This is a genomic window from uncultured Clostridium sp. (assembly GCF_934754925.1).
In the GTDB taxonomy this organism is placed as follows: domain Bacteria; phylum Bacillota; class Clostridia; order Clostridiales; family Clostridiaceae; genus Clostridium.
Genome location: NZ_CAKVJA010000016.1, coordinates 1 through 12,219 on the forward strand (window position 1 = coordinate 1; position 12,219 = coordinate 12,219).

The following is a 12,219-nucleotide window of genomic DNA, read 5'->3' on the forward strand; positions in this document are numbered from 1 at the left end:
GGATTCGAACCATCGAAGCGAATCGCAACAGATTTACAGTCTGCCCCCTTTGGCCACTCGGGAACTCCCCCATATTTCTTATTAACAACTTTACCGCCGTTCGTTATGTTACTACCGAACTGACAAGGACTAGTATATAATTAATGCTAATATAAATCAACACCCATTTAAACCCTTTTGAGCTAATTATTCTAAGCTATCTCTATTTTTCTTATTTTTTCTCTTTTTTAATACATTTTTCATTTTTTTATTTAAATAAATAATCTATATATACATTTCAATAAATCTAACATTTTTATATGTTTTAGTAACATATATAGGCTTATTCAAATATATTATAATTGCGAAAATACTTTAATTATAAAAATTTATTTTAATATAATTTCCATAAAAAATTATATTATCAAATTTTCAATCATATATTTTTATATATGATATTCTTTCATCTATTATCATGATAGGGGTGAATTATTTGATAAAACGAAAATTTAACTATAAATCTAATTTAGCATATTACGAAATTGCTGAATTCATGAAAAAATACATTAATTCTAATACTATAATAGTTTGTATTGGCACAGATAAGTGTGTTGGCGATTGTTTAGGACCGTTAGTTGGAACATTTCTTGAAGAACATAATTTTCCCTTACCTGTATATGGAACATTAAAAGAACCAATTCATGCACTAAATCTTGATAAAAAATTAATTGAAATAAACAAATCACATCCCAACGCCTCTATAATAGGTATCGATGCATGTTTAGGAGATACAACATCAATAGGTGAAATTCATACTCGTGATTATCCTATACACCCTGGAAAAGGTGTAGGAAAATCACTTCCTGATGTTGGTTCTGCTTCAATAATAGGCATAATTGATTCTAGTGATACTGCTGAATTTTTCACATCTAGGAGCATAAGGCTTCACTTGGTATTTGAAATGGCAAAAGTTATTTCTCATGGTCTTATTCATGCATATTATCTAAATACTCTAATAAAATAAATAGAGCTAGAAGTTAATCACTTCTAGCCTTACTATTTAAAAAATATCATAATAACTAATTTATTAACTCTATCTCTCTACCCGAAAAATCGTTGTCCAATTTGCCGACATAATTTAAAACCTCGCCAGTCCCTATTGCAACAGCTTCAACTGTGTTTTCTGCTATTCTAACCTTTATACCAGTATTTTTCTCAATAAGCCTGTCTAATCCATCTATTAACGCACCACCACCAGTCATTAATATTCCTTTTTCTATTATGTCTGCAGATAATTCTGGTGGAGTTTTTTCTAATACTGACTTTACAGTCTCAACTATTAGTGACACAGGTTCCATTAATGCATCTCTTAATTCTTCAGTAGAAATAACAATTTCATCAGGTAAACCAGTAATTAAGTTTCTTCCCTTCATTGTAGTTGTTAAATTTCTAGATCCTTTAAATACCGATCCTATTGTTACCTTTAAATCTTCTGATGTTTTTTCACCAATTAAAATTTTATATTTATTTCTAACAAATCTTATAATTGCCTCATCAAATTTATCGCCAGCTATCTTAATTGATTCTCTTATAACTATTCCTCCTAATGAAATTATAGCTATATCAGTTGTTCCTCCACCAATATCAACTATCATATGTCCATCTGGCTTCGTTATATCTAATCCAGCACCAATTGCTGCTGCTAATGGTTCTTCTATAAGATGCACTTGCTTAGCTCCTGAATTCATTGTTGCATCTACAACAGCTCTTTTTTCTACTTCAGTTGCTTGTGAAGGAATACAAACCATTACTTTTGGTGCTATGACTCTTCCCTTTCCACAAGCTTTTTTTATGAAAGCCTTAAGCATTTTTTCTGTTATATCATAATCTGAAATAACACCATCTCTTAATGGACGGACTGCAACTATATTTCCAGGTGTTCTACCAATCATTTTTCTAGCCTCTTCTCCAACAGCTAGAACTTTATTGTTATTTTTATTAATTGCTACAACTGATGGCTCTTTTAATAGAATGCCCTTACCTTTAACATATACAAGTACAGTAGCTGTTCCTAAATCTATTCCCAAATCGCTACCATTTCTCCAAAACCACATTTAATTCACTCCTAAATATATAATAATTTCAAAATAATTGTTTTTTCTACAAATTTATCCCTACTACAATTATATATGTAATGAATTTATCATTCAATGCTTTTATACTTCATTTTCCTTGTATTTCATTTTTGTGGCTTCTCCGCCCCTTATATGTCTTTCAGACTTATTTAATTCTAGTATTAAATGTGTTTGTTCTGCTATAGCTGGATTAATTTTAGGTAATCTTTCAGTCATATCCTTATGAATAGTACTTTTACTTACACCAAATACTTTTGCTGTTTTTCTTATTGTAGCCTTTGAGTCAATTATATATTGTGCAACTTCTAAAACTCTCTCTTCAATATAATCTTTCAAAATTCTACCTCCTTAACCTCTATTTATTATTTACTTAATATCAAAAAAAATTCATAAATTTACATAAAAATAGAACTAAATATTTTTTAAGTACCAACCATAAAAATGGTTGATACTTAAAATAATTACTTAAAATCAAAGTATGCACCAGGATCAACATCATTTCCATTTGCATCTTGTACTTGAATATTTAGTACATCCCCGCAAACCTTTGATGTAAATATGCCTGAAGTATTACCAACTGTACCTATTTCAGTTCCAGTGCTAACAATATCTCCAACTGCAACTTTAACCTCTTCGCTTAAGTTTGTATACTTTGTCTTTAATCCATTTGCATGTGCAATAACAACATAAGTACCATCAGTAGTATTACTTGATACTTCTTCAACCTTTCCTTCAGCTGCAGCTTTAACTACAGTTCCAACTGAAGCATTAATATCAATACCTCTTCTAGATGTATCTTCACTCCTAGTTTCATCTACATAAGTTCTAATCATTTTTCCAAACTCTCTTGAAACAGCTACATTACCATCTATAGGTAATGATAGAACTACTTCTGTATCTGTTCCTGCAGAAACATCTGCCACTTTCTCTTCTGTAGCTTCTGTAGTTTGATTTTCAGCAACTTCCTCTTGATCACTAGTTGCTACCTCATCATCTACACTTGCAACTTCTGGTTCAGATAAACTTTCCTCATTACTATTAGCTAATTCATCATTATTTTCTACTCTTTCAGCATTTTGCTTATTAAAGTTAGAATCTGTTTCTGAAGAATTATTATCCTCCACCTCATTTAAAGATATTTCGTTATTTGCCTTATTTTGCTCCTTAGCAATAGAATTTTTTCTAATTGTAAATGCTGCTACAGTTGCAACTACACATAGACAAACAAATAATACTAAGTAAAAGCCCTCCTTTCTGAAAAAGTCCTTTACTTTATTTTTTTTATTTTGGTCCATTTCAACACCTCCTGTCTTGTATTCTTGCCCGTAAAAGTAAATTAATTCACTTAAATTTCAAATTTTATACGTCAAATTTATACAAAAAAAAACAAAAAGAAATTGCTTTTATCAAATCTCTTTTTGTTTTTAAGTCTTTATACTTATATATTAATTAAATTTTAAATATCCTATATTAACTCCAGTATAATAATGCTTTAATATTTCATCATAGGACTTACCTTCTTTAGCCATAATATTAGCGCCCCATTGACTCATTCCTACACCATATCCATATCCCTTACATTCAAATACAATGGTATTTTCATTTATTGAATATGTAAAATTACTTGAGTTTAGCCCTGCTATTCTCATAAAATCACTACCATTTATCTCATCATTACCAATAGCTAATGTAATAACTCCCCCTGCCTCACTTCTCTTAACTACTTGTAACTTTGAACTCAAATTAGATGTATTTACTCCTGATTTAGGATACTTAGAATTTATAGCTATAACTAAATCACTTAAAGCTATTTCTTTTTTACTAGTATATTTAGGGGATTCCTCTTCACCTAAACTTTCAACTGATACAAGATATGGTATATCTCCTAATGATGCATCAATAGCTGATTCAGTTATTCCAGAACTTGTAGAAAAGAATAATGGATACATAACTAATTCTCCTTTATATGTCAAAACCATTCCCTTAGTAGCATCTACTGCTGATTTTATTTTATTCCAATACCTTTCACCATTTTCTTCTCCCCATTTGCTAATTAATTCTTCCTTAGATGAATATACCTGACAATGTGCAGAGTCACATATATCACTATCATTCGCAACAGGACATCTATTCATTCTTTTACTTGCTAAATAAGTTCTACTGGCTATGGCTTGTGCTTTTAATGCTTCATCTTCAAAGTCTACTTGCATTTCGTTAGCAACTACGCCACATATATAATCTTCCAAATCCAGTTCATCTATTTTATTCTGTAATGTTCTATAAACCTTTATTTTTTCATTCCCATTAATATATACATCATCACTTACTTCTGTTGATGCCTCTTTAGCTATAACTTCATCCTCTACATATTTATTTTGTTCTACTATAATTTCACTCTTTATAGAAACTAGTGGAATAATTATCATAAATAAAATTACTAATATAGTTGTATATAACAGTGGTTTTATTGCTTTTATACTATCATAACTTATTTTTTTCATAATACCTCCTATGAATAGGTTACATATATATATATGTTTTAATCTGTAAAACAATACCCCTTATTTAAAATAATTATTCTATTACAAAGTCTTTGGCTTTATTTTAGGCAAGAATTTAGGAGCCTAAAAATGGCTCCTAAGTATTATTTATAGGTTCTATATATTTCTGCTCCAAGTTTTCTAAATTTATCTTCTATATTAGTATACCCTCTATCTATATGATATATTTCTCCTATTTCTGTTTGTCCATTTGCAACTAATCCTGCTAGAATCATAGCTGCTCCAGCTCTTAAATCTGTAGCCTTTACTGGACATCCAGTAAGATTATCTACACCATCAACAATGGCAATTCTTCCATCAATTTTAATATTTGCCCCCATTCTACCAAGTTCTCCAACATGCATAAATCTATTTTCAAATACAGTTTCAGTTATTACGCTTGCTCCCTTTGTAACTGACAATAATGCCATCATTTGAGCTTGCATATCAGTTGGAAATCCTGGATAAGGCATTGTTTTTATGTCTACAGGTCTTTTTTCTCCAGTTCCGTCTACTATCATTTTATCTCCATTAATTTTGCAATAAACACCACATTCTTTTAATTTTTCAATAGTTGGCATCAAATGTTCTTCATTAACTCCATTAATAGTTATTTTACTATTTGTTATTCCTGCTGCAACCATAAATGTTCCAGCCTCAATTCTATCAAAAATAGGTGTAAATGGTTCTGGTTGTTTTAATTCTGAGACACCATGTATAGTTATTCTTCCATATCCAGCCCCTTCTATTTTAGCACCCATACTATTTAAGAATCTTGCTAAATCCCATATTTCTGGTTCTTCAGCTGCATTTTCTATAATTGTTGTTCCAGGAGCAAAAACGGAAGTCATCATGATATTTTCAGTAGCTCCTACAGATGGAAAATCTAAATATATTCTATTTCCATGTAAATCTTTTATTTTAGCATCAACATATCCATATCCTATTTCAGAATCTATTCCTAATGCCTTAAATCCCTTTAAATGAAGATCTACAGGTCTACTCCCTATATTACATCCTCCTGGCATTGATATTTTACACCTTCCAAATCTAGCTAACATAGGTCCCATAACTAGAAATGATGCTCTCATCTTACGTATTAATTCATTATTAGATTCTATTTCTTTTAAATTTAAAGTATTTATTTTTAAATCGCCTGTTATAGGTGAAAACTTCACTTCACAATTTAATTCTCTTAATAAATTTATCAAAACTGTTACATCTTCTAACATAGGTACTTTTCTTAAAATTATTTCTGTTGGATTTAAAATAGTTGCAACTATTATAGGTAATACTGAATTTTTTGCAACACTTATATCAACTTCTCCTTGAAGTTTTTTTCCACCTCTAACTATAATTTTTTCCATATTATCCTCCACATTTATTTTTAGTATGTTACGAAAATTATCGGCGTCCCTATAATTAAATATGAACCTGTATCGTAAGTAATTTGTCCAATGTTTATATCTGTTCCATCCATCATTGTTGCTTTTGCTATGCTACCATTGCTTATATCTAGGCTTTCACTGATATTTATTTTTAATTTATTTTCTATATCTTCAAATACATTTTCATCTTTCACTTTTATCTTGCCCTTTATAAATGAAAAATACCTCTCATTTATAAAATTACTATTTCTAATTTCTTGAACTAATAACTTTAAATAACTCTCAGATAAGGTTTTATTTTTATTAATAACTATTACTTCAACCTTTGTTAATTCATTATAATTATATATATTAACACTATAATTAATATTATCGTCCTCTGCACATATCTCATTTTCATCTTTTGTTACAGTTAAATTGCTTTTTGATTCAAAAATTTTATCAATTCTTCTTAATTCATTCTTAATGTCATCTTTTATTGTATATTCTAGTTTTATTCCATTGTTTACGAATTGATATTCATTTAATATATATCTTTCAACTTCATTAAATAAATCACCCTTTGCTTCGCATTCATATTCTTTTCCATTAATAATTAATAGAGAAAAGATTAAAAGAAATACAAAAAATATCCTTTTCATATTGTAATCCCCTGCCCTTCCTCTAAAATTATTGTCCAAACTATATATTTTTATACAATAAAACTTATAAATTTAGTATTCCACTTCTTATAAGTGAAATTCTAAATCTTTAATATAGTATATATATATTATAAATACCCTAGAATAGTTCGCTTTCATCATAAATTTTTATAAATATCTACTATATTCGTCCATATATAACAGTGTATTTTAAATTTTATACATCTATATAATAAAAAAATAAAGAAGCCACTTATTTGTGACTTCTTTATTTCAGCTCTAATCTAGCTTTAGCTCTTGCTTCTGCTCTCTTAGCTCTTTCAATATCAATATTATTATTTTCTTTATTATTTAATCTCTCTTGAGCTCTCTTAAGAGACTGCTCAGCGCGATCTATATCAATCTCTTCTGGGAAATTAAAAGAATCACAACAAAAATTAATTATATTCTCTTTAATATAAACAATTCCTGATGATGTAAATAATTTTTTCTTATTTCCATCTATAGTAGTATACGTAGTTGTAGTTGGTATAGTTGCTATTATAGTTGGTGCATAATTTGCTAAAATTTCTATTTTACCATCACCTTCAGTTGTTGCTAAACTAACTACTTCCTCAGTTAGTACTTCACGCCCAGGAGCTACAATATTAAGCTTTATTAATTTTCCCATAAATTATATCTCCTATTTCATGCTATTTGCTTTTTCTACAACTTCTTCAATTGTACCTGCAAATAAGAATGCTGATTCAGGTAAGTGATCGTATTTTCCTTGTAATATTTCCTTAAATCCTCTTACTGTTTCTTTTACTGGAACATATCTTCCTTGCATTCCTGTAAATTGTTCAGCAACTGTAAATGGTTGAGATAAGAATCTTTGAATTCTTCTTGCTCTAGCAACTACAGCTTTATCTTCATCTGATAATTCATCAACACCTAAAATTGCAATGATATCTTGTAACTCTTTATATCTTTCAAGTATATTTTTTACTTCTGTTGCAACTTCATAATGTTCTTTTCCTACTATTCTTGGATCAAGTATTCTAGAAGAAGATTCTAGAGGATCAACAGCTGGATATATACCTAATGCTGAAATAGATCTAGACAATACAGTAGTAGCATCTAAGTGTGTAAATGTAGTTGCTGGTGCTGGGTCTGTTAAGTCATCGGCTGGAACATAAACAGCTTGAACTGATGTTATAGATCCATTTTTTGTTGAAGTAATTCTTTCTTGAAGTGCACCCATTTCAGTTGCAAGTGTTGGTTGGTAACCAACTGCTGATGGTATTCTTCCTAATAATGCTGATACTTCTGAACCAGCTTGTGTAAATCTAAATATATTATCTATAAATAATAATACATCTTGCCCTTGATCTCTAAAGTATTCAGCCATAGTTAATCCAGTTAATGAAACTCTCATTCTAGCACCTGGTGATTCATTCATTTGACCAAATACTAATGCAGTTTTATTAATAACTCCTGAATCCATCATTTCATGATAAAGGTCATTACCTTCTCTTGATCTTTCTCCTACTCCTGTAAATACAGAAAGTCCACCATGCTCTTTTGCAATATTATTGATTAATTCTTGAATTAAAACTGTTTTTCCTACTCCAGCTCCTCCAAATAAACCAATCTTACCACCTTTTTGATATGGAGCAATTAAGTCAATAACTTTAATTCCTGTTTCAAACATTTCTGGTTCTAAAGATTGTTCTTTAAAACTTGGCGCTGGTCTATGTATAGGATATGACTCTTCAGCTTCTATTTCTCCTCTATTATCTATAGGAGCACCTAATACATTAAATAGTCTTCCTAATACATTTTTTCCTACTGGTACTGATATTGGCTTTCCTGTATCTAAAGCCTTCATACCTCTTTTTAATCCATCAGTAGATTCCATTGCTATAGCTCTAACAATATCATCTCCAACATGTTGCTCTACTTCTACAACTAATTCTCTATCTCCCATATCAATTTTTATTTCATTATATATGTTTGGTAAAGAATCTGAATCGAACTTTATATCAACTACAGGTCCAATTACTTGAACTACTTTTCCAATTTTACTTTCAGCCATACTTCTTCCTCCTTGCTACTTTTGAGCTTCGGCTCCCCCAACAATTTCTGAAATTTCTTGTGTTATAATACCTTGTCTAATTCTATTGAATTTAAGATTAAGAGTTTGTAGTATGTCATCTGCATTTTCAGTAGCTCCATCCATTGCCGTCATTCTGGCACTGTGCTCACTTGCTTTTGCACTAAGCATACATGTTTTAAGCTGACTTTTTAAATACATATCCATTGCATTTTTAAATACAGCTTCTTCATTTGGCTCAATTATATATTGCCCTGCATGACTAGCTTTCTTCTCTACTGGTAATATTTTAACACTCTTTACCTCTTGCTTAACTGGGGAAATGAACTCTGTATATACTATATTTACTTCAGAAACTTCTTTCTTTTCATATAAATATATCGCATCATTATATATTTTATTAACATCTTTGGTAGCAGGCATATCTGGTAAATCTACATATTCAGTATATGTACTTATTCCATATCTAGAGACATATGAAATTCCTTTACTACCTACAACTATAACTTTTGCTCCGCCACTCTTTTTAACTAAATTATTTAAATACATAACCACATTATTATTGTAACCTGCACATAATCCAGTGTCTGAAGTTAATACAATATAGAGTTTATCTCCTTCAAAGCTATTATAATAAATTGAATCAAAATCTTCTGGCATACTAGAGACAACCTCATTAATAACTTCTTTACACAAATTATTATATTGCTCGTTAGCTACAAGTTCTTTTCTTGCTTTTCTGAGTTTAGAAGTGGCGACAAGTCCCATAGCTTTAGTTATTTTTCTAGTACTTTCAACTGACTTTATTCTTCTTTTTATTTCTATAAGTCCCGCTGCGCCCACTGTTTTACCTCCTAAAGAATTGCATAGCTATTTAAGCTATGCATCTTTTAAAAATTCTTTTTTAAATTCAATTATAGATTTTTCAATATTTTCTTTTAATTCATCACTTAATTGTTTTTTATCAATTATTTCTTTTAACACATCTCTATGATGAGTATCCATATATTCTAAGAATTCTTCCTCAAATTTTCTAATATCTTGAACCTTTATGTCTGATAAAAAGTCATTTACAGTTGCATATAATATAACTATTTGCTTTTCAACATCCATTGGCTTATATTGATCTTGCTTTAATACTTCTATTATTCTCTTACCTTTTTCTAATCTTCTCTTAGAGTCAGAATCTAAGTCAGATCCAAATTGAGAGAATGCTGCAAGTTCTGTATATTGTGCAAGCTCTAATCTTAATGTTCCTGAAACTTGCTTCATTGCTTTTATTTGAGCATTACCACCAACTCTTGATACTGAAATACCTGCATTTACCGCTGGTCTTTGACCTGAATTAAATAGTTCACTTTCTAAGAATATTTGACCATCCGTAATTGATATTACATTAGTTGGAATATATGCTGTTACGTCTCCAGCCAGTGTTTCTATAATTGGAAGTGCTGTTAATGAACCTCCTCCATTTTCTTTAGATAGCTTTGCAGCTCTTTCTAAAAGTCTTGAATGTATATAGAATACATCTCCTGGATACGCTTCTCTTCCTGGTGGTCTTCTAAGTAATAATGACATTGTTCTATATGCTACTGCATGTTTAGATAAATCATCATATATTATAAGAACGTCTTTTCCCTTATGCATAAAGTATTCACCCATACTACATCCTGCATATGGTGCTAAATATTGAAGTGGAGCACTTTCTGATGCTGTTCCTGCAACAACTATTGAATAATCTAAAGCTCCCATCTCCTCTAAAGTATTAACTATATGCGCAACTGTTGATTGTTTTTGTCCAATCGCTACATATACACATATAACATCTTTACCTTTTTGGTTCAATATAGTATCTATTGCAATAGCAGTTTTACCAGTCTGTCTATCACCGATAATAAGCTCTCTTTGCCCCTTTCCTATTGGAACCATTGAATCTATTGCTTTAATCCCTGTTTGTAATGGTTCATTAACTGAAGATCTATCAATTATACTTGGTGCTGGCACCTCTATAGGTCTAGTACCAGAATAACTTATAGGTCCCTTACCATCAATTTCTTCCCCTAAAGAGTTTACAACTCTTCCTAAAAGGCCTTCTCCTACTGGGACTTCAACTATTCTATTAGTTCTCTTAACTATATCCCCTTCTTTTATTCCTTCTTCAGAACCTAATAAAACACATCCAACATTATCTTGCTCTAAATTTAAAGCCATTCCAAATACGCCATTTGGGAACTCTAAAAGTTCACCTTGCATACAATCATCTAATCCATATACTCTAGCAATACCATCACCAATTTGAATTATTGTTCCAGAATCTGAAGTTTGGATTTGATTTTCATATCTTTGTATCTCTTTCTTTATGATAGATGTTATTTCTTCTGGTTTTATATTCATGCAATCACCTCTATTCTGTAGAAAGCATTAGCTTCTCTAAATCATCTAATCTTGTTTTTACAGTCCCATCTATAACGTCATTACCTATTCTTACATAAATTCCGCCTAGAATTTCTGGATCAATTTCTTTTTTTAATATAACTTCTTTATTATATTTTTTTTCAAGCTTATCTACTAAAGAATTATACTCATTTTCTTCTAATGGTACAGTAGTTTTCACAATTCCCTGTAATACATTTAATTTTTCTAAATGTATTTTTTCCATTTCCTTTAACTTTTCTTTTAAAAATAAAATTCTATCTTTCTCTATTAATATTAGTAAAAACGATAAAAGTTCTTCATCTATTTTACCTTTAAATATATTAATAAAAGTTTTTTTCTTTTGCTTTGTACCTATTTGGGGATGTTTTATTACTTCAAAGAAATCTTTATTATTTTCAATAAGTTCACAAATTTCTCTTAGATCCCCTAGATATTCATCAACTTTTCCTTTTTGTTCTGCCACTTCATATAGTGCCAGTGCATATCTTCGGTCTAAGTATTCATACATTTTTAATTACCTACCTCAGAAATAAATTCATCAATTAATTGTCTATTTTTTTCTTCATCAATATTTTTTTCTATTACTTTTCTAGAAAGATCTAAAGCTAAATCTATAGCTTCTTTCTTTAATGCATATTCTGCTTTTTCTTTTTCTCTTTCTATTTCTACTTTTGCTCTTTCTATAATTAAATTTGCTTCTGATTTTGCTTCTTCAACAATTTCATCATATACTTTTTCAGCTTTTTTCTTATGTCTTTCTGTAATAGCTTTACCTTCTTCTCTGGCTCTTTGTAGTTCTCTTTCATTATTGATTGCTAGAGTTCTTGCTTTTTCAAGCTCTTCCTCTGCGCTATCTAATTTTTCAGATATCTCATTTTCCCTAGCCTCAACTATTAATTTGACTTTTTCAAAGAAGAAATATTTTAATCCAAAGAATAGAATTAAAAAATTTACTACTGTGGCTAACATAACACCTAGATTAAATTCCATTACTTATTCTACCCC

Annotated in this window: 13 protein-coding genes; 1 reads left to right on the top strand and 12 read right to left on the bottom strand. The window is 29.9% G+C overall.

Features of this window, described 5'->3' with window-relative positions:
• Positions 1-472: 472 nt before the first annotated feature.
• On the top strand, positions 473-1,003 hold the full coding sequence (gene yyaC / locus Q0G30_RS07055; protein WP_294388288.1) for a spore protease YyaC: 531 nt from the start codon (positions 473-475) through the stop codon (positions 1,001-1,003).
• Between the two features lie 55 nt (positions 1,004-1,058).
• On the opposite strand, the gene mreB is transcribed toward yyaC, so the two are convergent.
• The 12 genes from mreB to Q0G30_RS07115 form a co-directional block, all read right to left on the bottom strand.
• Positions 1,059-2,093 (bottom strand): rod shape-determining protein MreB, encoded by a 1,035-nt coding sequence (gene mreB, locus Q0G30_RS07060; RefSeq protein ID WP_294388291.1) that lies wholly within the window; start codon positions 2,091-2,093, stop codon positions 1,059-1,061.
• A 102-nt stretch (positions 2,094-2,195) separates the two neighbouring features.
• Positions 2,196-2,450 carry a sporulation transcriptional regulator SpoIIID gene (spoIIID, locus tag Q0G30_RS07065; protein WP_294133837.1) on the bottom strand — a complete coding sequence of 85 codons (255 nt, stop codon included), beginning with the start codon at positions 2,448-2,450 and terminating at the stop codon, positions 2,196-2,198.
• Positions 2,451-2,575: 125 nt separating this feature from the next.
• Positions 2,576-3,409 carry a M23 family metallopeptidase gene (locus Q0G30_RS07070; protein ID WP_294388294.1) on the bottom strand — a complete coding sequence of 278 codons (834 nt, stop codon included), beginning with the start codon at positions 3,407-3,409 and terminating at the stop codon, positions 2,576-2,578.
• Positions 3,410-3,559: 150 nt separating this feature from the next.
• On the bottom strand, positions 3,560-4,615 hold the full coding sequence (gene spoIID / locus Q0G30_RS07075) for a stage II sporulation protein D (RefSeq protein ID WP_294388296.1): 1,056 nt from the start codon (positions 4,613-4,615) through the stop codon (positions 3,560-3,562).
• 143 nt (positions 4,616-4,758) lie between these two features.
• Complete coding sequence (gene murA, locus Q0G30_RS07080) at positions 4,759-6,021, bottom strand: UDP-N-acetylglucosamine 1-carboxyvinyltransferase (protein ID WP_294388299.1); 1,263 nt, start codon at positions 6,019-6,021, stop codon at positions 4,759-4,761.
• A 20-nt stretch (positions 6,022-6,041) separates the two neighbouring features.
• Positions 6,042-6,683 carry a hypothetical protein gene (locus tag Q0G30_RS07085; RefSeq protein WP_294388301.1) on the bottom strand — a complete coding sequence of 214 codons (642 nt, stop codon included), beginning with the start codon at positions 6,681-6,683 and terminating at the stop codon, positions 6,042-6,044.
• A 268-nt stretch (positions 6,684-6,951) separates the two neighbouring features.
• A complete protein-coding gene (locus Q0G30_RS07090; protein ID WP_195467352.1) occupies positions 6,952-7,353 on the bottom strand; it encodes an ATP synthase delta/epsilon chain alpha-helix domain-containing protein in 402 nt (133 codons plus the stop codon).
• 12 nt (positions 7,354-7,365) lie between these two features.
• A complete protein-coding gene (atpD, locus tag Q0G30_RS07095) occupies positions 7,366-8,760 on the bottom strand; it encodes a F0F1 ATP synthase subunit beta (RefSeq protein ID WP_133014075.1) in 1,395 nt (464 codons plus the stop codon).
• Between the two features lie 15 nt (positions 8,761-8,775).
• Positions 8,776-9,621 (bottom strand): ATP synthase F1 subunit gamma, encoded by an 846-nt coding sequence (atpG, locus tag Q0G30_RS07100; protein ID WP_133014076.1) that lies wholly within the window; start codon positions 9,619-9,621, stop codon positions 8,776-8,778.
• A gap of 36 nt (positions 9,622-9,657) precedes the next feature.
• The gene (gene atpA / locus Q0G30_RS07105; protein ID WP_294388307.1) at positions 9,658-11,172 is read right to left on the bottom strand and encodes a F0F1 ATP synthase subunit alpha; all 1,515 of its coding nucleotides are present in this window, start codon (positions 11,170-11,172) and stop codon (positions 9,658-9,660) included.
• A gap of 10 nt (positions 11,173-11,182) precedes the next feature.
• Complete coding sequence (locus Q0G30_RS07110) at positions 11,183-11,722, bottom strand: F0F1 ATP synthase subunit delta (protein ID WP_294388310.1); 540 nt, start codon at positions 11,720-11,722, stop codon at positions 11,183-11,185.
• A 2-nt stretch (positions 11,723-11,724) separates the two neighbouring features.
• Entirely contained in the window at positions 11,725-12,204 is a 480-nt protein-coding gene (locus Q0G30_RS07115) for a F0F1 ATP synthase subunit B (RefSeq protein WP_294388313.1), read from the bottom strand.
• Positions 12,205-12,219: the final 15 nt, after the last annotated feature.

Excerpts from the sequence above, each read along its gene's own strand:
- atpD (WP_133014075.1), bottom strand. The coding sequence starts at position 8,760 with ATGGCTGAAAGTAAAATTGGAAAAGTAGTTCAAGTAATTGGACCTGTA.
- spoIID (WP_294388296.1), bottom strand. The coding sequence starts at position 4,615 with ATGAAAAAAATAAGTTATGATAGTATAAAAGCAATAAAACCACTGTTA.
- Q0G30_RS07110 (WP_294388310.1), bottom strand. The coding sequence starts at position 11,722 with ATGTATGAATACTTAGACCGAAGATATGCACTGGCACTATATGAAGTG.
- Q0G30_RS07090 (WP_195467352.1), bottom strand. The coding sequence starts at position 7,353 with ATGGGAAAATTAATAAAGCTTAATATTGTAGCTCCTGGGCGTGAAGTA.
- Q0G30_RS07115 (WP_294388313.1), bottom strand. The coding sequence starts at position 12,204 with ATGGAATTTAATCTAGGTGTTATGTTAGCCACAGTAGTAAATTTTTTA.
- Q0G30_RS07070 (WP_294388294.1), bottom strand. The coding sequence starts at position 3,409 with ATGGACCAAAATAAAAAAAATAAAGTAAAGGACTTTTTCAGAAAGGAG.
- atpA (WP_294388307.1), bottom strand. The coding sequence starts at position 11,172 with ATGAATATAAAACCAGAAGAAATAACATCTATCATAAAGAAAGAGATA.
- murA (WP_294388299.1), bottom strand. The coding sequence starts at position 6,021 with ATGGAAAAAATTATAGTTAGAGGTGGAAAAAAACTTCAAGGAGAAGTT.
- mreB (WP_294388291.1), bottom strand. The coding sequence starts at position 2,093 with ATGTGGTTTTGGAGAAATGGTAGCGATTTGGGAATAGATTTAGGAACA.
- Q0G30_RS07085 (WP_294388301.1), bottom strand. The coding sequence starts at position 6,683 with ATGAAAAGGATATTTTTTGTATTTCTTTTAATCTTTTCTCTATTAATT.